The 19,024-nt window shown below is 77.3% G+C and carries 18 protein-coding genes; 4 read left to right on the forward strand and 14 right to left on the reverse strand.

All coding sequences use genetic code 11. The annotated features are described in order from the left end of the window. Window positions 1-19: 19 nt before the first annotated feature. Window positions 20-1,159, reverse strand: coding sequence for a glutamate--cysteine ligase (locus ACI8AR_RS20845; RefSeq protein ID WP_457052691.1), 1,140 nt, complete (start codon window positions 1,157-1,159; stop codon window positions 20-22). A 123-nt stretch (window positions 1,160-1,282) separates the two neighbouring features. On the opposite strand from ACI8AR_RS20845, the gene ACI8AR_RS20850 reads away from it, so the two are divergent. Both ACI8AR_RS20850 and ACI8AR_RS20855 read left to right on the forward strand, forming a co-directional pair. After that, window positions 1,283-2,824: an acyl-CoA synthetase gene (locus tag ACI8AR_RS20850; RefSeq protein ID WP_457052692.1), complete on the forward strand. Its 1,542-nt coding sequence runs from the start codon at window positions 1,283-1,285 to the stop codon at window positions 2,822-2,824. A gap of 256 nt (window positions 2,825-3,080) precedes the next feature. Beyond that, the gene (locus ACI8AR_RS20855) at window positions 3,081-3,935 is read left to right on the forward strand and encodes a hypothetical protein (RefSeq protein WP_457052693.1); all 855 of its coding nucleotides are present in this window, start codon (window positions 3,081-3,083) and stop codon (window positions 3,933-3,935) included. A gap of 75 nt (window positions 3,936-4,010) precedes the next feature. On the opposite strand, the gene ACI8AR_RS20860 is transcribed toward ACI8AR_RS20855, so the two are convergent. From ACI8AR_RS20860 to ACI8AR_RS20880, 5 genes are all read right to left on the reverse strand, one after another. Continuing rightward, on the reverse strand, window positions 4,011-4,307 hold the full coding sequence (locus tag ACI8AR_RS20860) for a DUF1540 domain-containing protein (protein WP_457052694.1): 297 nt from the start codon (window positions 4,305-4,307) through the stop codon (window positions 4,011-4,013). Between the two features lie 224 nt (window positions 4,308-4,531). Then, entirely contained in the window at window positions 4,532-5,659 is a 1,128-nt protein-coding gene (locus tag ACI8AR_RS20865; protein ID WP_457052695.1) for an Rv2578c family radical SAM protein, read from the reverse strand. A gap of 129 nt (window positions 5,660-5,788) precedes the next feature. Beyond that, complete coding sequence (locus ACI8AR_RS20870) at window positions 5,789-6,673, reverse strand: DMT family transporter (RefSeq protein ID WP_457052696.1); 885 nt, start codon at window positions 6,671-6,673, stop codon at window positions 5,789-5,791. Between the two features lie 15 nt (window positions 6,674-6,688). Beyond that, a complete protein-coding gene (locus tag ACI8AR_RS20875; protein WP_456929660.1) occupies window positions 6,689-7,156 on the reverse strand; it encodes an Lrp/AsnC family transcriptional regulator in 468 nt (155 codons plus the stop codon). Beyond that, the gene (locus ACI8AR_RS20880; RefSeq protein ID WP_457052697.1) at window positions 7,131-8,270 is read right to left on the reverse strand and encodes a M24 family metallopeptidase; all 1,140 of its coding nucleotides are present in this window, start codon (window positions 8,268-8,270) and stop codon (window positions 7,131-7,133) included. The genes ACI8AR_RS20875 and ACI8AR_RS20880 overlap by 26 nt, the downstream gene beginning before the upstream one ends. 89 nt (window positions 8,271-8,359) lie before the next feature. Here ACI8AR_RS20880 and ACI8AR_RS20885 point away from each other — a divergent pair, with 89 nt between their 5' ends. Then, window positions 8,360-9,277 carry a 5'-3' exonuclease gene (locus tag ACI8AR_RS20885; RefSeq protein ID WP_457052707.1) on the forward strand — a complete coding sequence of 306 codons (918 nt, stop codon included), beginning with the start codon at window positions 8,360-8,362 and terminating at the stop codon, window positions 9,275-9,277. 65 nt (window positions 9,278-9,342) lie between these two features. On the opposite strand, the gene ACI8AR_RS20890 is transcribed toward ACI8AR_RS20885, so the two are convergent. From ACI8AR_RS20890 to ACI8AR_RS20900, 3 genes are all read right to left on the reverse strand, one after another. Continuing rightward, on the reverse strand, window positions 9,343-9,990 hold the full coding sequence (locus tag ACI8AR_RS20890; RefSeq protein ID WP_457052698.1) for a DUF4333 domain-containing protein: 648 nt from the start codon (window positions 9,988-9,990) through the stop codon (window positions 9,343-9,345). Window positions 9,991-10,153: 163 nt separating this feature from the next. Further along, the gene (locus ACI8AR_RS20895; protein WP_457052699.1) at window positions 10,154-13,000 is read right to left on the reverse strand and encodes a DEAD/DEAH box helicase; all 2,847 of its coding nucleotides are present in this window, start codon (window positions 12,998-13,000) and stop codon (window positions 10,154-10,156) included. A 309-nt stretch (window positions 13,001-13,309) separates the two neighbouring features. Continuing rightward, entirely contained in the window at window positions 13,310-14,200 is an 891-nt protein-coding gene (locus ACI8AR_RS20900; RefSeq protein ID WP_457052700.1) for a diacylglycerol kinase family protein, read from the reverse strand. A 238-nt stretch (window positions 14,201-14,438) separates the two neighbouring features. Between ACI8AR_RS20900 and ACI8AR_RS20905 the strand changes: the two genes are divergently transcribed. Further along, window positions 14,439-15,848 (forward strand): FAD-dependent oxidoreductase, encoded by a 1,410-nt coding sequence (locus ACI8AR_RS20905; RefSeq protein WP_457052701.1) that lies wholly within the window; start codon window positions 14,439-14,441, stop codon window positions 15,846-15,848. Here ACI8AR_RS20905 and tatC read toward each other — a convergent pair. The 5 genes from tatC to ACI8AR_RS20930 all read right to left on the reverse strand — a co-directional run. Next, a complete protein-coding gene (gene tatC / locus ACI8AR_RS20910) occupies window positions 15,836-16,768 on the reverse strand; it encodes a twin-arginine translocase subunit TatC (protein ID WP_457052702.1) in 933 nt (310 codons plus the stop codon). The genes ACI8AR_RS20905 and tatC overlap by 13 nt on opposite strands. A gap of 19 nt (window positions 16,769-16,787) precedes the next feature. After that, window positions 16,788-17,090 carry a Sec-independent protein translocase subunit TatA gene (gene tatA / locus ACI8AR_RS20915; RefSeq protein WP_457052703.1) on the reverse strand — a complete coding sequence of 101 codons (303 nt, stop codon included), beginning with the start codon at window positions 17,088-17,090 and terminating at the stop codon, window positions 16,788-16,790. Window positions 17,091-17,176: 86 nt separating this feature from the next. After that, window positions 17,177-17,386 carry a hypothetical protein gene (locus ACI8AR_RS20920; protein ID WP_457052704.1) on the reverse strand — a complete coding sequence of 70 codons (210 nt, stop codon included), beginning with the start codon at window positions 17,384-17,386 and terminating at the stop codon, window positions 17,177-17,179. Between the two features lie 23 nt (window positions 17,387-17,409). Then, window positions 17,410-18,375 (reverse strand): helix-turn-helix transcriptional regulator, encoded by a 966-nt coding sequence (locus tag ACI8AR_RS20925; protein WP_457052705.1) that lies wholly within the window; start codon window positions 18,373-18,375, stop codon window positions 17,410-17,412. Then, window positions 18,372-19,024 (reverse strand): helix-turn-helix transcriptional regulator (locus ACI8AR_RS20930; protein WP_457052706.1); only part of this gene is annotated, 653 nt, incomplete at its 5' end. The genes ACI8AR_RS20930 and ACI8AR_RS20925, both read right to left, overlap by 4 nt.

Genomic DNA, 19,024 nt, shown 5'->3' on the forward strand with positions numbered 1-19,024 from the left:
ACCCGCCCTCCCTGGACGGTCACCCGCCGGTGGTGAGCTGCACCGCCGCGCGGACGACGGCGGTCAGGTCCCCCGTGTCGGCGTGCACCCGGCGCTGCAGGTCCGCGCCGGTGCCGCGCTCCAGCACCGCCGCCACGCCGTCGGCGACCCGCCGCCGGTCGCCGGCGGCGTCCAGCGCCGGGCCGACGTGCTCCAGCAGCGCCGCGACCACCGCGGCGGCCGGCGCCGGCGCCCCGGTGCGCGGGTGCACCAGGTCGCCGGTGGTGCCCGACCGCCCGGCCCGCCAGGCGGCCACCCGCAGCAGCTCGGTGCGCACCCGCGGCGCGGGGACGCCCGCGCGCCACTCGCGGGCGGCGGTGTCCACCAGCGCGCGCACCAGTCCCGCGTGTGTGACCGCGTCCTCGACCCGCAGCGCGACGTCGGCGCAGCGCACCTCGACCGTGGGCCAGGTCCGCGACAGCCGGGCGTCGAAGTAGACCATCCCGGCGTCGACGATCGTGCGGGTCGCGACGAGCTCGGCGACCACCCGGTGGTAGGTCGCCGGGTCCCCGAACGGCTCGGTGGGGCCCGACGAGGGCCAGCGGTTCCAGGCCTGGGACCGGAAGCTGGCGTACCCGGAGTCGGCGCCCAGCCAGAACGGCGAGTTGGCGGTCAGCGCGGTGAGCACCGGCAGCCACACCCGGATCCGGTCGAGGACGGCCACGCCCTCCTCGTCGCCGTCGACCGACACGTGCACGTGGCAGCCGCAGGTGAGCTGGTCGCGGGCGATGAGGCCGAAGGTGTCGGTCATCTCCGCGTAGCGCTTCCCGGGCGTCGTCTCCGGCGCGACGCCGACCGGCGAGGTCGCCAGCGCCGCCACCCGCGTCCCGACCACCCGGGCGGCGGCGTCGGCGCGCCCGCGCCAGTACCGCAGCTCCCGCTCCACCTCGGCCAGCCCGCCGCACACCCGGGTGCCCAGCTCCACCTGCTCCCGCTTGAGCTCGGGCACCAGGTGCCCCGGGGAGCCGCCGTCGTCCCCCCGCGCCGCGCTCTCGTGCTGCTCCGGCGTCTCCCCCTCCCCGCGGCGGGCGGCCACCGCCAGCGCCTCGGGTCCGCGCGGCACCGGCGTCCCCGCGGGGTCGACGACCAGCAGCTCCTCCTCGACACCCACCGTGCGCACCGGCACATCCTGGGGGCGGGGCGACGCCGCCGCAGGGCGGGCACCGGGCACCGGGTTCGGGCACGATCCCCGCATGACCGGACCCAGGGTCTCCGGCGGCGCGGGCGAGGGGCGGGCGGACCGGTGAGCCTCACCGCCTACCTGGACAAGGGCGCCTCCCTCGGCCCGGACGCGCCGTGCCTGACCGGCCCGGACGGGTCGCTGAGCTACGGGGAGGTGCAGCGGTTCAGCCGGCGGGTCGCCGGGGCGCTGGCCCGCTCCGGCGTGCGGCCCGGTGACCCCGTGGCGGTCCTGTCGGCCAACGACCCCACCGCGTTCGCCGCCGTCTTCGGCATCGCCCGCGCCGGCGCGGTGTGGTGCCCGGTCAACCCCCGCAACGAGGCCGGGGAGAACCGCGAGCTGCTCGACCTGTTCGGCTGCACCGCGCTGCTCTACCAGCGCTCCTTCGCGCCGCTGGTGGCCGCGATCCGCGACCGCCTGCCCCGGCTGACCACCCTGGTCTGCCTCGACGGCGACGGCGGCGGCGGCGACCCGGCGCTGGCCGACTGGCTGGCCGGGGCGCCGGAGGCCGGTGACGCCGAGCCGCCCGGCGGGCTGGTGATGCTGGTCGGGACCGGCGGCACCACCGGCCGGCCCAAGGGCGTGCGCCTGACCGACCGCAACCTCGAGACCATGACGGCGCTGACGCTGATGAGCTATCCGTTCACCGGCCGGCCCACCTACCTGGCGCTCGCGCCGCTGACCCACGCCGCCGGGGTGCTGTGCTTCCCGGTGATGGCCCTCGGCGGCGAGATCGTCGTCATGCCGGCGCCGGACCTGGGGCAGTTCCTCGCCCTCGCCCAGCGGCACCGGGTCACCCACGCCTTCCTGCCGCCGACGCTGGTCTACCTGCTGCTGGCCCACCCCGACCTCGACGGCACGGACCTCTCCGCCCTGCAGTGCCTCTGGTACGGCGCCGCGCCCATGTCCCCCGACCGCCTCGAGGAGGCGATCCGGCGGATCGGCCCCGTCCTCGGGCAGCTGTACGGCCAGTCCGAGGCGCCGATGATGATCTCGACGATGGCGCCGGCCGAGCACCTGCACCCCGACGGCTCCCCCGCCCGGGAGCGGTTCGCCTCCGCCGGCCGGCCCACCCCGCTCACCACCGTGGCGGTCATGGCCGACGACGGGCGGCTGCTCCCCGCCGGCGAGCGCGGCGAGATCGTGGTCCGCGGCTCGCTGGTCATGGACGGCTACCACCGGGACCCGCAGGCCACCGCCGAGGCGAGCCGGTTCGGCTGGCACCACACCGGCGACGTCGGCTACCTCGACGCGGACGGCTGGCTGTACCTCGTCGACCGCGCCAAGGACATGATCATCAGCGGGGGGTTCAACGTGTACTCGGCCGAGGTCGAGCAGGCGGTCCTGGCCCACCCGGCGGTGCAGGACTGCGCGGTGGTCGGCGTGCCCGACGAGAAGTGGGGCGAGCGGGTGGTCGCCGTCGTCCAGCCGCGGGCCGGGGAGGCGGTGGACCCCGCCGACGTCCGCGCGTTCGTCCGCGCCCGCCTCGGCGGCGTCAAGGCGCCCAAGGACGTCCTCGTCTGGGCCGACCTGCCGCGCTCCAAGGTGGGCAAGGTGCTCAAGGGCGACGTGCGGGCGCACCTGCTGACCGCCGGGGACGCGTGAGGGCTCCCGCGCCCTCCCGCGCCCTCCCCCGCCGGTCCGTGACGGAACGGCGTCCCTCCCCGGCGGCGGGCGGGTGGGCGCTCTCCCGCCTGGGCGCACGGCCCGCCGAGCCGTCGCGGCCGGCCTGTCCCGGGCGGCGGCCCCCCGACGGGCTCGACCGACCGGCCCTGGAGCGCCCCTCCCGGCGTTGCTGTGGGGTGTGGTGTCTTCCTGAAAAGTTGAATCGGTAGTTGGGGATAACGGGTATGGTGGGGGCATGGCGAAGGGCTGGCAGGGGCCGCTCCCGGAGATGCCGTCACCGCCCGCGGCGCAGGCCTGGGCCCGGCTGGAGCCCCCGGAGGGCTACGCCGTGCAGTGGCGCCGGCTGATCGACGCCGCCCTCGAGCTCGGCCTCGGACCCGACGAGCTGGCCGAGGGCGGGATGGACGACGTCGCGGCGGCCCGCGGCTGGAAGCCCGCCACCGTCACCCTGTACAGCAAGGTGGCCCGGTACGGCGGGGTCCCCCTGCCGGTGCCCCCGACGCCGGAGCCCGATCCGCGGACGCTGGACCTGCGGCCGCTCACCGAGGTGCGCAGCGAGCAGCCCGAGCACCTGCGCACGGTGGTGTGGTGCGCGATCGCGCTGCGCTGGCCGGCCCCGGTGGGCACCTTCCGCGACCTGCGCCGCGACCAGGTGCGCGCCACCGCCCGCCGCCTGGTGGTGAGCACCGACGACGGCGAGTGGTCGGTCCCCGGGGCGCTGACCGCGTGGCACGCCTGGGAGGCGGTGCGCAACCGCTTCCCCGCGCTGGCCGACAGCCCGTGGGTGCTGCCCGCACTGCGCCGCGGCCCGGGCTTCGCCTCCCACGTGGGCGGCCGGCTGTCCAGCCAGGCGCTGCAGGTGACGTTCGCCAAGCACGCCGTGCGCACCGCGCTGTACCTGCGCGCCACCACGACCGGTGCGCGCCGCCAGCGGGCCGAGGCGCTGGCCGCCGTCTACGAGACGCTGTCCTACGACTCCTACCGCCGGCTGGCGCTGGCCGCCGGCGCCGAGCCGGTGGCCGCGCGGGGCGCGGTCCGGGCCGAGCGGGCCGCCCGCGCCAACAAGGCCGCGACTCCACCCCCCGCCTGACCGCCCCTCCCCGAACGCCGCGACGGCCCGGGCGGAGGCCCGGGCCGTCGACGTGGAGAGGTACCGCGGACCTCGTCAGGCCCGCGAGTAGGTCATGCAGGTGGCGGTGTCGTGGTCGAAGCCCACCCGGATGCCCTCGGCGCGGCACTCGAGGGCGTCGTTGTGCACGCAGTCGGTCCGCTGGCACGCACCCACCAGCGCCTCGGCCCGGGGCAGCCCACCGCGGACGGTGAGCGGGATGAAGGTGCCGCAGTCGGCACTGCCGTTGTGGCTGCTCACGGTGATCGCGAAGGCGTGGCAGCCGTGCTCGTGGTCGTTGTAGGAGCAGCCGGTGACGGTGCACTCGGCGACGGGGGGCACGACGGCGGTCATCTCTGGTCCTCCGGGCTCGGACGGATCGGCTGGCCCAGTGTGCCGCAGAATGGCGTCGGGTTCGACCCCGGAATGCATTCCGCGTGTCGTTTCCCGACCATTCTCTCAGGTTAGCCTGTCCTGAGAACCTGCACCTCAGCGGCTCACACCCAGGGGAGGCTGCCCTTCCCCGCGGCCATTTCGTTGCGGCAACCAATGGTCAGGCGAGGCTTGCCTGCCCATTTCTAGATCAGCGCCAACTGGCCCGGCACGGCGTCGTCCCGGGACCGCCGCGCCCGGGTCGCCCGACCCCGCGGGGCGGCGGGGTCCCGGGCCGGGGGCAGGCTGCCCGCGGGGAAGGCGGCCTCGTCGTCCCCGGGGACACCGGAGGGCGCCTCCGCCCCCCGGACCGCGCCGCCGGACCGGCCGTCGAGGCCGTGCCGGCGCAGCAGCGGCGCGACCCGTCCGGCCAGCCAGGCCCGGTACTCGGGCGGCACGTACGCACCGCCGCGGTAGAGCTGCCGGTAGCGCCCCACCAGCGACGGGTGCTCGCGCGCCAGCCAGGCGGAGAACCACTCACGGGCACCGGGGCGCAGGTGCAGCGGCACCACGGTCACCCCGGTGGCACCGGCGGCGGCGATCGCCCCGAGCGCGGCGTCGAGATCGGCGAGGCGGTCGGTGAGCCCCGGCAGCACCGGGGCGAGGAACACCCCGCACGGCAGCCCGGCGTCGGTGACCGCCCGCACCAGGTCCAGTCGGGCCCGCGGCGAGGGGACCCCCGGCTCGAGGCTCGCGTGCAGGTCGTCGTCCCAGATGGCCATCGAGACGCCGAAGCCCACCGGGACGTCGCGGGCGGCGTCGGCCAGCAGCGGCAGGTCGCGGCGGGCCAGCGTGCCCTTGGTGAGGATCGAGAACGGGGTGCCGGAGTCGGCCAGCGCGCGGATGACGCCGGGCATCAGCCGGTACCGGCCCTCGGCCCGCTGGTAGGGGTCGGTGTTGGTGCCCAGCGCCACGTGCTCGCGCCTCCAGGACGGCCGGGCGAGCTCCCGGCGCAGCACCTCGACGAGGTTGGTCTTGACGACGATCTGCGTGTCGAAGTCGCGGCCGGCGTCCAGGTCCAGCCACTCGTGCGTCGAGCGGGCGAAGCAGTAGGTGCACGCATGGAGGCAACCCCGGTACGGGTTGATCGTGTACGAGAACGGCACCCGCGAGCCCTCCGGCACCGCGTTGAGGGCCGACCGGCACAGCACCTCGTGCATCGTCACACCCGGGAACTCGGGCACCTCCACGCTGCGCAGCAGCCCGCGCAGGCTCGGCATGCCCGGCAGCAGCGTCTCGTCGTCGGCGTCGAGGCGCCGGGCGTCCCACCTCACCACCCGATGCGAACACGTGTTCGAGGCGTTGTCCAGTCGCACCGCCGTCCTCGCGGCTCCTCACCTCCCAGCGGGTCCACCGGTGGGTGCGTTCGACAGTTGGGGATAACGGTCGAACGGCGTGTGCGCTCACGCCCCGACGGCGGGTGCCGCCTCCCGCGGCGGCCCGCTGCTGCGGGTGAGCAGGACGACCCCGACGACGGCGACCAGCGCGGCCGGCCCCCACACCGCGGCGCGCCCGGGCTCCAGGTGCTCCCCGAGCAGCAGCCGGGCCGACGGCACCGCCGTCAGCGGGTCGAACACCACCAGCGCGGGCAGCGACCAGGACAGCGCCCCGCGGCCGTAGGCCTGCTGCGCGCCCACCTGGGAGGCCACCGAGGCTCCCACCGCGCCCCACGGCTCGGGCCGGGCGAGCGCGCCGGCCACCCCGTCGGACGAGAGCACCGCGAGCCCGGCCGAGACCAGCACCGCGGCCACCCCGGCGGCCAGGCCGCCGGTGACCCCGCAGGCCAGCGCCGCGCCGCTGCCGCCGCGCAGCCGGGCGGTGAGCGCGACGGCCAGCACCGCCAGCACGACGGCGACCGCGGCGGCCGCGGCCGGCGGCGGGTCCCCGGAGCCCCGGCTCGGGCGGGCGGCCACCACGAAGACCACGAGCCCGCCCACGGTGAGCGCGGCCCCGGCCCACTCGGTCCGGGACGGCAGGTGCCCGGTGCGGACGGTGCGCACCGTCAGCGCCGCCACCAGCGCGCCGGCCAGCAGCGGCTGCACGATCGCCACCGGCGCCAGGGCCAGCGCCGCCACCTGGGCGACGGTGCCGCTGGTGGTGGCCGCCTGGCCGAGCAGCCAGGTGCGCTGGCGCACCATCTCCCGCATCCGCAGCCGCCCGCCGGTGGTGGCGCGGACCGCCGCCTCGTGCTGCAGCACCGAGCCCAGCCCGAACAGCGTCGCCGCGAGCAGCGCCAGCAGCGTGCCGGGCAGGTGGTCCCCCACCCCGCGGGCCAGGGCGTCGGGCACGCCGGTCCTCCGGGCTCAGACGGGCGGACGGTCCTCGTAGAAGGTGGACAGCACGACGGTGGTGCGGGTGCTCACGTTCGCCGTCGTGCGGATCTCCCGCAGCAGCGCCTCCAGCGCCTCGGGCGAGGCCACCCGCACCTTGAGCAGGTAGCTCTCGATGCCCGCGACCGAGTAGCAGGCCTCGATCGCGTCGAGGTGGGTGAGCTTGGCCGGGGCGTCGTCGGCCTGGGCCTGGTCCAGCGGGGTGATCGAGACGAACGCGGTCAGGCCCAGGCCCACCTGGCGCGCGTCGATCCGCGCCCGGTACCCGGTGATCAGCCCGCGCTGCTCGAGCCGGCGCACCCGCTGGTGCACCGCCGACACCGACAGCCCGACCCGCTCGGCGAGCTCGGTGTAGCTGGCCCGCCCGTCCCGCACCAGGGCGGCCAGCAGCGCCCGGTCGACGTCGGAGGGCGGGTCAGCCGGGGAGGACGACGAGCTCACGGGTGCCCTCGTTCAGCGTGCGGACGCCGTCGTCGGTGCAGACCACGATGTCCTCGATCCGCGCGCCGCAGCGGCCGGCCAGGTAGATGCCCGGCTCCACGGAGAACGCCATCCCGGCCTCCAGCGGCAGGTCGTTGCCCGCGACGATGTAGGGCGCCTCGTGGGTGTCCAGGCCGATGCCGTGCCCGGTGCGGTGGATGAAGTGCTCGCCCCACCCGGCGGCGGCGATCCGGTCGCGGGCGGCGGCGTCGACCTGCTCGGCGGTCACCCCGGGCCGGACGGCGGCGACGGCGGCCGCCTGCGCGTCCTGGAGGACCGCGTACCACTCGGCCACCTCGGCGCCGGGCTCCCCGCCGACGACGTAGGTGCGGGTGCAGTCCGACCGGTAGCCGGTGGCGGTCTCCCCGCCGATGTCGACGACGACCAGGTCGCCGGCCTGCACCACCCGGTCGGAGAGCTCGTGGTGCGGGCTGGCGCCGTTGGGGCCGGAGCCGACGATGGTGAAGTCCACGCCCACGTGCCCCTCGGCGAGGATCGCCGCGGCGACGTCCGCGCCGACCGCGGCCTCGGTGCGCCCGACCCGCAGCCACTCCCCCATCCGGGCGTGCACCCGGTCGATGGCCGCGCCGGCGCGGGCCAGCTCCTCCACCTCGGCCGGGGTCTTGACCATCCGCAGCCGGTCCAGCACCGGGGTGGCCAGCTCCAGGGTCGAACCGGGCAGCGCCCGGTGCACGCCGAGGGCGTGCTCGGCCCAGGTGCGCGCCCCCACCGCGACCCGGGTGGGGGCGGCGCCCAGCCGGGCGGTCACCTCCCGGGCGACGACGGCGAACGGGTCGTCGGTCTCGTCCCAGGCGTGCAGCTCCAGGCTGAGCGCGCCGGCCGGCGAGGCGTCGACCATCGGCGCCTCCAGCCGCGGGACGACCAGCAGCGGCTCCCCGCGGCGCGGGACCACCAGCGCGGTCAGCCGCTCCATCGCGTGGGCGTGGTAGCCGGACAGGTAGCGCAGGTCCGAGCCCGGGGTGAGGACCAGGACGTCGACGCCGAGCTCCCCGGCGACGGCGCGTGCGGCGTGCACGCGGTCGATGCTGACGAGGGCCCCCGTGCTGCTTGCCACGCCCGGACACTAACCCCGCGGCCGGGCCGGGCCCGCGCCGGTTTCCCCGGCCCGTCGTCCCCGGCGGCTACGGTCCGCCCGTGACCACGATGCTGCTCGACGCCGCGAGCCTCTACTTCCGGGCCTTCTACGGCGTCCCGACCAGCGTGACCTCGCCCGACGGCCGCCCGGTCAACGCCGTCCGCGGGTTCCTGGACATGACCGCCCGGCTGCTCACCGCGCACACCCCGACCCGGCTGGTCGCCTGCTGGGACGACGACTGGCGCCCGGCGTTCCGGGTCGAGGCGCTGCCGTCGTACAAGGCGCACCGGCTCTCGCCCGGCGGCGGGGAGGAGACGCCCGACGAGCTGTCCCCGCAGGTGCCGGTGCTGGTGGACGTGCTGGCCGCGGCGGGCATCGCCCGGGTCGGCGCGCCGGGCTACGAGGCCGACGACGTGATCGGCACGCTGGCCACCCGCGCGCGCGGGCCGGTCGACGTCGTCACCGGCGACCGGGACCTGTTCCAGCTGGTCGACGACGCCCGCGGCGTCCGGGTGCTGTACACCGCGCGCGGCATCGCCGACATCGAGGTGGTCGACGAGGCGGCGGTGGCGGCGAAGTACGGCATCCCCGGGCGGGCCTACGCCGACTTCGCGGTGCTGCGCGGGGACCCCAGCGACGGCCTGCCCGGCGTGGCGGGCATCGGCGCGAAGACGGCGGCGGCGCTGGTCACCGAGTTCGGCGACCTGGCCGGCATCCGCGCCGCCGCGGCCCGCACCGCGGTGCCGAGGGCGCCGCTCACCCGCGGCGTGCTGGAGAAGCTGCACGCCGGCGGGGAGTACCTGGACGCCGCGCCGGTGGTGGTGGCCGTGGCCCGCGACGTGGACCTGCCGCCGGTGGAGGGAGCGCTGCCGTCCCGGCCGGCCGACGCCGCGGCGCTGGCCGCGCTGGCCGACGCGCACGGGCTGCGGTCCTCGCTCGGGCGGCTGGGCGCCGCCCTGGGCTGGCCGGCCGACGCCCTCGACTGAGCGGGGCGCCGGCCGGCCCGGGCTCCGCGCCCCCGGGTCAGCGGCCCCGGGTCAGCGGCCTCCGCTCAGGAGGCGACCTCCCAGGTGTAGGCGGCCTCGTCCGCGTCGGTGATCGCGACCTGCAGGGTCACGTCCTCGCCGTCGTCGGTGGTGCCGGTGCACTCGTAGGTGGCGCCGTCCTCCACGACCATCTCGTCGTCGCAGGAGACGTCGATCGCGACGCCGAAGGTCTCCTCGAACTGCTGCGCGATGTCGCTCTCGGCCTGCGCGCCGTCGAGCACGTCCTTGCCCAGCACGATCGGCAGGACGATCGCCGCGGCGATCACCACGACGGCGAGCGCGACCAGGCCGATGACCAGCCCGGTCCGGGACTTCTTCGGCTGCTGCCCGAAGCCGGGCTGGCCGAACTGGCCGGGCTGCTGCCCGTACTGTCCCGGCTGCCCGTAGCCGCCGGGCTGCGGCTGGCCCGGCTGGCCGTAGCCGGGTTGCCCGTACTGCCCCGGCTGGCCGTACTGCCCCGGCTGGCCGTACGGCCCCGGCTGTCCCGGCTGCTGGCCGTACTGCCCCGGTTGCGCGGCGGGCTGCCCGTACTGCCCACCCGGCTGGCCGTACTGGCCGGGCTGCCCGTACGGGCCCGGCTGTCCCGGCTGCTGGCCGTACTGCCCCGGCTGCCCGTACTGCCCCGGCTGGCCACCCTGCGGTGGGTTGGTCATCGTCGCTCCCGTTCGGTGCGGCCCCGCGGGGGCCGTGTCGTGTTCCCGCGCTCCGATGACCGTCCGTCACCGGAGCGGGGGAGATTGTGCACCACGGGGGCCCTCCGGCAGCCCGTCCGCGACGCGGTCGCCCGCCCGGGGAGGCAGCGGCCGGGCGACGGCCTCAGCCGCTGACCGCGACCGCGACCACCCCGCGCCGCACCAGCCCCACCGCGGCCCGCGCGACGCCGGCCACGGACTCGTCGGCGACCTTCGCCAGCTGGTCGAGCAGGTCCACCAGCTGCCGCGCCCAGCGGACGAAGTCGCCGCCGGACAGCTCGGTGCCCGCCTGCTCGGCGCCGGCCAGCACCCGGTCCAGCGCCTGCCCGTCTGCCCAGCGGTAGGCCGCCCAGGCGAAGCCGAGGTCCAGGTCGCGGCTGGCGGGCAGGCCGCGGTCGAGCTCGACGTCCTGCAGCCGCGCGCGGATCCGGCGCATCTCGGCGATCGCCCCGGCCACCTTCCCCGCGGGCACCGCCGGCTGGCCGGGCAGCTCCCGCCGGGCCTCGAACACCAGCGTGGACACCGCCGCGGCCAGCTCCGCCGGGGTGAGCCCGCGCCACACGCCGGCGCGCAGGCACTCGGCGACGAGCAGGTCGGCCTCCGACCAGATCCGCGCCAGCCGCCGGCCCTCCTCGGTGACCCGCGGGGCGTCGTCGACGGGGGTGGGCTCCTCGGTGTCGGCCGGCACCAGCGGCACCGCCTCGGGCACCAGGTAGCCCAGCTCCTCGAGGACGTCGCAGGTGCGGTCGAACTGCCGGGTCAGCGAGCCGGTGCGCTCGGCCATCTTCCGGTGGGTCGCCTCGGCGTCGGCGACCGCGCGCAGGTAGCGCTCGGCGAAGCGAACCCGCTCCTCCCGGTCGGGCAGCGCGTGCACCGGGTGGTGGCGCACCGCGCGGCGCAGGTCGTGCAGCACCGGGTCGTCGGCGGCGGCCGAGCGCTGCTTGACCCGCCGGGCGCCGAGGTCGTTCTCCAGCCGCGCGGTGCGCAGCGTGGAGGCCAGGTCGCGGCGGGCGTGCGGGCTGCGGTGGTTGAAGTTCTTCGGCACCCGCACCCGGGCCAGCGCGGTGACCGGCGTCGGGAAGTCCACGCTGGCCAGCCGGCCGGCCCACTTGTCCTCGGTGAGCACCAGCGGGCGGGGGTCGGACAGGTCGGTGACGCCGGGGTCGAGGACGACGGCCAGGCCCTGCCGGCGGCCCGAGGGCACCCGGATGACGTCGCCCGGGCGCAGCGCGGCCAGCGCGTCGGCGGCCTCCACGCGCCGCTTGGCCTGCGAGTCGCGGGACAGCTCCTTCTCCCGGTCGGCGATCTCCCGCCGCAGCCGGGCGTAGGCGAGCACGTCGCCGCCCTCGCTGGCCATCTCGGCGGCGAACCTCTCCGCGTCCCGCTCGGAGCGGGCGGCCTGCCGGGCCAGGCCGACGACCGAGCGGTCGGCCTGGAACTGGGCGAAGGAGGAGGCCAGCAGCTCGCGGGCGCGGGCCCGGCCGTAGGAGCCGACCAGGTTGACCGCCATGTTGTAGCTGGGCCGGAACGACGACCGCAGCGGGTAGGTGCGGGTGCTGGCCAGCCCGGCGACGACGGAGGGGTCCATGCCCGGCGCCCAGACGACGACGGCGTGCCCCTCGACGTCGATGCCGCGCCGCCCGGCCCGCCCGGTGAGCTGGGTGTACTCCCCCGGCGTGACGTCGACGTGCGCCTCGCCGTTCCACTTGACCAGCCGCTCGAGCACGACGGTGCGGGCGGGCATGTTGATGCCCAGCGCCAGGGTCTCGGTGGCGAACACGGCCTTGACCAGGCCGCGGACGAAGCACTCCTCGACGGTCTCCTTGAACGCCGGCACCAGGCCCGCGTGGTGGGCGGCGAGCCCGGCGAGCAGGCCCTCGCGCCACTCCCAGAAGCCGAGGACGTGCAGGTCCTCGTCGGGCAGGCTGCCGGTGCGCTCGTCGACGATCCGGGCGATCTCGGCGCGCTCGGCCTCGTCGGTGAGCCGCAGCCCGGCCATCAGGCACTGGTGCACGGCCTGGTCGCAGCCGTTGCGGCTGAACACGAAGGTGATGGCGGGCAGCAGCCCGGCGCGGTCGAGCCGCTCCACCACCTCCGGGCGGGCCGGCGGCCGGTACCGCGGCTTGTGCCAGTCCCGGTCCCGGCGCGAGCCGCCGTTGCCGCCGCCCCAGGTGTCCAGCCGCCGCTCGTGTTCGCGCACGTACCGGACCAGCTCGGGGTCGACGACGCTGGCGCCCCGGTCGCGGGTCGACTGCCCGCGCGGGTCGTCCCCCTGCTCGGCGGCGTGCGCCGCCGGGCGCAGGCTGAACAGGTCGAACACCCGGTTGCCGACCAGCATGTGCTGCCACAGCGGGATCGGCCGGACCTCGCTGACGACGACCCGGGTGTGCCCGCGGACGGTGACCAGCCAGTCGGCGAACTCCTCGGCGTTGCTCACCGTCGCCGACAGCGACACCAGGGTGACCGACGCCGGGAGGTGGATGATCACCTCCTCCCACACCGCGCCGCGGAACCGGTCGGCGAGGTAGTGCACCTCGTCCATCACCACGTAGCCGAGGCCGGCGATGGCCGGGGACTCCGCGTAGAGCATGTTGCGCAGCACCTCGGTGGTCATGACCACCACGGGCGCGTCGCCGTTGATCGCGTTGTCCCCGGTGAGCAGCCCGACCTTCGCCTCGCCGTAGCGGTCGACCAGGTCGTTGTACTTCTGGTTGGACAGCGCCTTGATCGGCGTCGTGTAGAAGGCCTTGCGCCCCTCGGCCAGCGCCTTGTGCACGGCGAACTCGCCGACGACGGTCTTGCCGGCCCCGGTGGGCGCGCACACCAGCACCCCGGCGCCCTCGTCGAGCGCCTCGCAGGCCTCCACCTGGAACGGGTCCAGGGAGAAGCCGAGCTCGGCGGTGAAGTCGGCGAGGGTGGGGTGCGCGCTGCGCCGCCGGGCAGCCGCGTACCGCTCGGCGGGGCTGGACATGCCCCCACGTTAGGCGCTTCCCGGACGGCGCTCAGCCCGGACGGGGCCTCCCCGCGTCGCCGCTCCTCCCCCGGGGCCCGTCGCACCGGTCGAACGGCCGCCATGTTCGGGATAACGGTCGGACGGGCGGTCCGGAGCGACCCGGCCACCGCGCACTCCCGGCGGGTCGAGGACCGGCGATGTCACTCTGCGTCAAGATCCCCGCCATATATCCCCGGAGATCTCGACACCCCGGCCACGGAGGGTGAGGTCGGCCGTGGCCCCAACAGGTGGCCGCGGCCGCGGGAGCCCTGCGGGGTGACCTCCCGCTCAGGCGGGGCGCCCGGAGCCCACGATCCGCAGCGCGCCGGGCACCGCCTCGGCGTGCACCGGCAGCGCCGCCACCGGCTCGCCGTCGGCGCAGGTGGTCAGCCCCGTGCCGGCGAGCTCCACCCGCGCGGCGCGGTGCACCGTGACGGCGGGGTGGTCGACGTGCGTGCCCTCGGTCAGCCGCGGGCGGGTGCGCACCAGCTCCCGGCGGGACACCGGCCCCACCACGGTGACGTCGAGCCGGCCGTCGGCGGGATCGGCGGCCGGGCAGACCCGCATGCCGCCGCCGTACCAGGCGGTGTTGCCGACGGCGACCAGCGTGACCGGCAGCGTCCGCGCCTCCCCGTCGAGGGTCAGGGTGACCGCGCGGGGCCGCAGCCGGGCCAGCTCGGCGAGGATCGCGACGTCGTAGCGGCGCGGCCCGCGCGGCCAGCGCAGTCGGTTGGCCCGGTCGGTGACCGCCGAGTCGAAGCCGCAGCACAGCACGGTGGCCCACCAGCGCCCGGCGGTGCGGCCGGCGTCCAGGACCCGGACGGCGCCCGAGCGCAGGTCGGCGGCGGCCGCGGTGGCCGCGGTCACCGGCTCGGGCGGCACCCCGAGGGCGAGCGCCAGGTCGTTGCCGGTCCCGGCCGGGACGACGGCCAGCGGCGTGCCGGTGCCGGCGACCGCCTGCAGCGCGGCGTGCACGGCGCCGTCCCCGCCGATCGCGACGACGGCGCCGGTGCCGGCCGCCACCGCGCCGGCCGCGGCCCGCTCGGCCTCGGCGCGGGTGCCGGCCGCGAGCACCGTGGGCGTGAGCCCGCCCCGGCGCAGCGCGTCGAGCGCGGCCGCGGACACGGTGCGGGCCCGGCCCCGCCCGGCGGCGGCGCTGACGAGGACGGCGACGTCCACCCGGTCTCCTCCCCTGGACCTCCGGCGAGCGGCGGCCCACGCTACGGCCCGGCGCGTCCCCGGGGGCTGCCGCACCCTCCCTGCGGTGGAGACCGCCCTGGTCGGAGGTCGGGTTCGGGCCCCGGTGACCTTGACACGGCCGCGCCGCCGGTGGCTCGATGACGCCGCCAGTCGGTTGCCCAGCAACACCTTCCCGCGGACGACCCCGCTGGCCCCGTCGAGTCGTGCGGAGGTCGCCGTGCAGGTCGTCGTCGCAGGGGCCGGGATCTCGGGCCTGACCGCAGCCGTCGCGCTGGCCCGCCAGGGCCACCGGGTGCAGCTGGTGGACCGGGACGGCGCGCAGCCGCCCGGCGACGTCGGCGCCGCCGCGGACTGGCCGCGCCGCGGGGTGGCGCAGTTCCACCAGCCGCACGCCTTCCTCGCCCGGCTGCACGCCGAGCTCGCCGCCGGCCTGCCCGACGTGCTCGACGCGCTGGTCGCGCACGGCGCCGAGCCGGTGCGGCTGCCCGACGGGCTCACCGCCCTGTGGTGCCGGCGCAGCACGCTGGAGTGGGTGCTGCAGCGCACCGCCGACGCCGAGCCGGGCGTCACCCGGTGGCGCGCCGGGGTCGAGCACGTGGAGGTGGCCGGCGGCGCGGTCTCCGGCGTCCGGCTGGCCGGCGGCGGCGTGCTCCCCGCCGAACTGGTCGTCGACGCCACCGGCCGCCGCGGGCGGCTGTCCCGCCCGTGGGTGGGCGACACCGTCGACGTGCCGGCCGACGAGGTGTACGTCTCCCGCCGCTACCGGCTGCTGCCCGGCGCGGAGTTCGCGCCGGTCGAGCGGGGCGTGGTCTCGGTGGCCGAGGGCGACGGGTACGCGGTGCTCGTCTTCCCGCACGACGCCGGCACGTTCACCGTCTGCCTGACCCGGCTGCCCGACGACCCGCAGCTGGCCCGCTCGCAGGAGCTGCCCGGCTTCGAGGCGGTCACCCGGGCGGTGCCGCTGGCCGCGCGGTGGACCGACCCCGCCCGCGCCGTCCCGGTGTCGCCGGTGCGGGTCATGGGCGGCCTGCGCAGCACCTTCCGGGTGCTCACCGGCGACGCGCCGCTCGGGCTGCACCCGCTGGCCGACGCCGTCAGCACCAGCAACCCGCACTTCGGCCGCGGCTCGGCGCTGGCGGTGGCGCACGCGCTGCGCCTGGCCGGGGCCGTCGCCGCCGCGCCCGGGGACGCCCGCTCCTGGCGCGCGCAGGTGGACGCCTGGGTGCAGGGCGAGCTGCGCGAGTGGTTCGACGACGGCTGCCGCACCGACCTCGCCCGCGCCCGGATGTGGCGCGCCGCCCGCGACGGCGCCGGGTGGGGCGCCGGCCCGCCGTCCGGACCCGCCGGCGACGGGGCGCCGCTGCCCGGCTGGCTGGTGTTCGCCGCCGCCGGCGCCGACCCGGAGGTGGGCCGGGCCGTGCTGCGGCACGCCCAGCTGGTCGACCCGCCGGCGGCGCTGGCCGCGGTGCACCCGCGGGTGGCCGGGCTGCTCGCCCGCGGCTGGCGGCCCGGGCGCCCCGCCCCCGGCGCCGGCGGCCCCCCGCCGGCGCCCCCGCGGGCGGTCCTGGTCGAGGCCCTGGTCGAGGCCCGGGCCGCGGCCGGGCCCCGGGCGGCTCAGCCGCGGTAGGTGTCCGCCGGAGCGCCGGGCAGCAGGTCCTCGCGCCGGGTCGGGCCCGCGTCGAGGTCGGAGGGCCGCGCGTCCAGCGGGGACGCCTCGTCGTCGGGCACGTCGTGGAAGTGCTCCACGGCCTCCCGGCGGGCCCGCCGCCGGTCCACGAACCGGGCGACCTGGATGGCCAGCTCGAACAGCACCACCATCGGCAGGGCCATGGCCAGCATGGTGAACGGGTCCTGGGTGGGCGTGACGAACGCGGCGAACACGATGGTCAGGAAGAAGATCCACCGCCGGCTGCGCGCCAGCGCGGCGTGCGACAGGACGCCGACCAGGTTCAGCGCCACCGCGATCAGCGGCAGCTCGAAGCTCAGCCCGAAGGCGACCAGCAGGCTGATCACGAAGCCCAGGTAGTCCGGCGCGGTGAGCTGGAAGGCCACCTCGTCACCGGCGAGCTCCAGCAGCAGCTCCAAACCCTTGTAGAGGGTGACGTAGGCCAGCACCGCGCCGAGGGCGAACAGCGTCGTGGAGGCCGCGACGAAGGCGATCGCGTAGCGCTTCTCGTTCCGCTTGAGCCCCGGGGTGATGAACGCCCACAGCTGCCAGAGCCAGAACGGGCTGGACAGCACCGCCCCGGCGATCAGGCCGATCTTCAGCCGCAGCAGCACGCCGCCGAAGACGTCGAGGACCACCAGCGAGCAGCTCTCGTCGCCCTGGAAGCGCAGGTCGGCCGGCAGCGAGCAGTAGGGCTCGCTGAGGAAGGTCAGCAGCCCGTGGTCGTACCAGAGGAAGCCCGCGACGGTGCCCAGCGCGAGCGCCAGCAGGGCCTTGGCGACGCGGTTGCGCAGCTCGGTGAGGTGCGCGACGAGGGTCATCGTCGCCTCGGGGTCCCGCGGGGCCCGCCGCCGGCGGCGGCGCAGGGAGGGACCGCTCACGTTCCTGCCCCTGGAGCGGTCAGCGTGCGTCGGCGGCGCCGGGCTGTGCGGCGCGCGCCCGCAGCTCGGCGGCGCGGGCCTCGGCGGCGGCCGCCTCTGCCTCGAGCTGGGCGCGCCGGTCCCGGTCGGCGGCGTCGAGCGCGGCCGGAGTCGTCGCGGCCGGGGCCGCGGCGCGGTCGTCGTCCTTCATGCCCTTCATCTCGCCCTTGAAGATGCGCAGCGAGCGGCCCAGCGAGCGCGAGGCGTCGGGGAGCTTCTTGTAGCCGAACAGCAGCAGGACGGCCAGGATGATCAGGCCGATCTCGAGCGGGCCGAGGTTCATGCGTCCTCCAGGTCGCGGGGGGCGGAGCCGATGCTACGCCGGGAGGCGTTCGTCCCCGGGGTGCCCGGCGGACGGCCGCCGTCGGTTCAGCGGCCGTCCGCGGGCCGTTCACCGGCCTGCAGCGCGGCGGCGCGGGCGGCGGTGGCCGCGGCCTGCTCCAGCACCGGCCGCACCTCCCGCTCGGCGGCCTCCAGCTCCCGGCGCAGCCGCGCGAACGCCCCGAGCAGGCCGTACCCGATCGCGCCGAGGACGACCAGCGACGCGACGACGGCGGCGATCCACACGACGAGCAGCACGCCGCGAGCCTAGGCGCCCGCGGTCAGGCGCCGTACCGGGCGAGCGCGGCGCGCGCGTCGGCGGCGACCGCCGTGGCGAGCTCGGCCGGCTCGTCGACGGTGGCCGCGCCGCCCAGGGAGGCGACCAGCCGCCGCGCCCAGGCCAGGTCGTGGGTGCGCAGCGCGACCGCCAGCCCGCCCGGCGGGTCCTCGACCTCGCGGACGTCCTCCACCGGGTAGTACTCGGCCACCCAGCGGGCGGTGCGGGCCAGCCGCAGCCGCACCACCGGCGCGCCGGGCGCCGGCTGGTACAGGCCGGACTCCACGTCCCGCGGCGCGGCCTGCGGCGGCGGGGCGGCCGGCTCGTCGAGCACCTCGACGTCGTCGATGCGGTCCAGCCGGAACAGCCGGACCCCGGCCACCTCCCGCGACCACGCCTCCAGGTACCAGCGGCCGTCGACCAGCAGCAGCCGCATCGGGTCGACGGTCCGCTCGGTGCGCTCGTCCCGGGTGGGCACGTAGTAGTGCAGGTGCAGCGCCCGGCCGCGCTCGAGCCCCTGCCGGACGACGGTGAGCGCCTGCTCGCGGGCGTCGACGCTGAGCGCCACCGGGGTGACCCGCTCGGCGGCGTGCCCGGCGGCGGCCGACACCTTGGCCAGCGCCCGGCTCACCGCCTCCTGCTCGGCCAGCCCGGGCAGGTCGAGCAGGGTGCGCAGCGCCACCACCAGCGCGACCGCCTCGTCGGTGGTCAGCCGCAGCGGGCGGACCATCCCGGCGGTGAAGGTGACCCGCACCCGGTCGCCCTCGAAGGACAGGTCGATGAGGTCACCGGGGCCGTAGCCGGGCAGGCCGCACATCCACAGCAGCTCGAGGTCGCGGCGCAGCTGCCGCTCGGGCACGCCGAAGTCGCGGGCCACCTCGGCCAGCGGCACGCCCTCGGGCCGGGCGGTGAGGTAGGGGACGAGCGAGAGCAGCCGCGTCATCCGCTCGTTGGTGGCCGGGCTCGTCATCGCTCCCCCATCGCGGCCAGGCGGGTCAGCCGCTCGACCACCGCGTCGCGGACCGCCGTCGGGGACTCCACGACGACGTCGGGCCCGTAGGCGGCCAGCTGGTCGGCCAGCCGCCCCGGCTCGGTGGTGCGCAGCTGCAGCCGGTCCTCGCCGTCCGGGCCGGCGCCCAGCGGGGTGGCCCAGCGGCGCAGCCCGACCGCGGTGCCCGGGCGGGCGCGCACGATCACCAGCTGCTCCTCGCCCCGGCCGCCGAACTGGCCGGCGACGATCCCGGCGAGGTCGAGGTCCGGCGGCGGCTCGAACGCGTTCTCCGGCCCGGCCGCCCTCGGGGTGCCGACCACCCGGGACAGCCGGAACACCCGCGGCGCCTGCCGGTCCAGGTCCAGCCCCACCAGGTACCAGCGGCCGTGCCAGGCGACCACGCCCCAGGGCTGCACGTGCCGGCGGGCCGGGGCGTCCTCGTCCGGACGGCGGTAGTCGAAGGTCAGCACCCGGCGGTCGCGGGCGGCGGCGTAGCAGGGCTCGAACGCCGGCTCGTCGGAGTCCAGCCGCGGCGGGATCGGCAGCCGGGTCGGGGGGGGGGGGGGGCCCCCGGCGGGGCGGGGCCCCAGCGCCGGGTGGTGGGGCGCGCGCCCTCCCGCGGCCCCCC

The organism is Geodermatophilus sp. SYSU D01036 (assembly GCF_054050435.1).

What these genes read in the sequence shown, in the direction of transcription:
- ACI8AR_RS20860 (WP_457052694.1), bottom strand. Translation starts at nt 4,307, where the DNA reads ATGACCGCCGTCGTGCCCCCCGTCGCCGAGTGCACCGTCACCGGCTGC.
- ACI8AR_RS20925 (WP_457052705.1), bottom strand. Translation starts at nt 18,375, where the DNA reads ATGACGAGCCCGGCCACCAACGAGCGGATGACGCGGCTGCTCTCGCTC.
- ACI8AR_RS20890 (WP_457052698.1), bottom strand. Translation starts at nt 9,990, where the DNA reads ATGACCAACCCACCGCAGGGTGGCCAGCCGGGGCAGTACGGGCAGCCG.
- tatA (WP_457052703.1), bottom strand. Translation starts at nt 17,090, where the DNA reads ATGAACCTCGGCCCGCTCGAGATCGGCCTGATCATCCTGGCCGTCCTG.
- ACI8AR_RS20885 (WP_457052707.1), top strand. Translation starts at nt 8,360, where the DNA reads ATGCTGCTCGACGCCGCGAGCCTCTACTTCCGGGCCTTCTACGGCGTC.
- ACI8AR_RS20855 (WP_457052693.1), top strand. Translation starts at nt 3,081, where the DNA reads ATGGCGAAGGGCTGGCAGGGGCCGCTCCCGGAGATGCCGTCACCGCCC.
- ACI8AR_RS20895 (WP_457052699.1), bottom strand. Translation starts at nt 13,000, where the DNA reads ATGTCCAGCCCCGCCGAGCGGTACGCGGCTGCCCGGCGGCGCAGCGCG.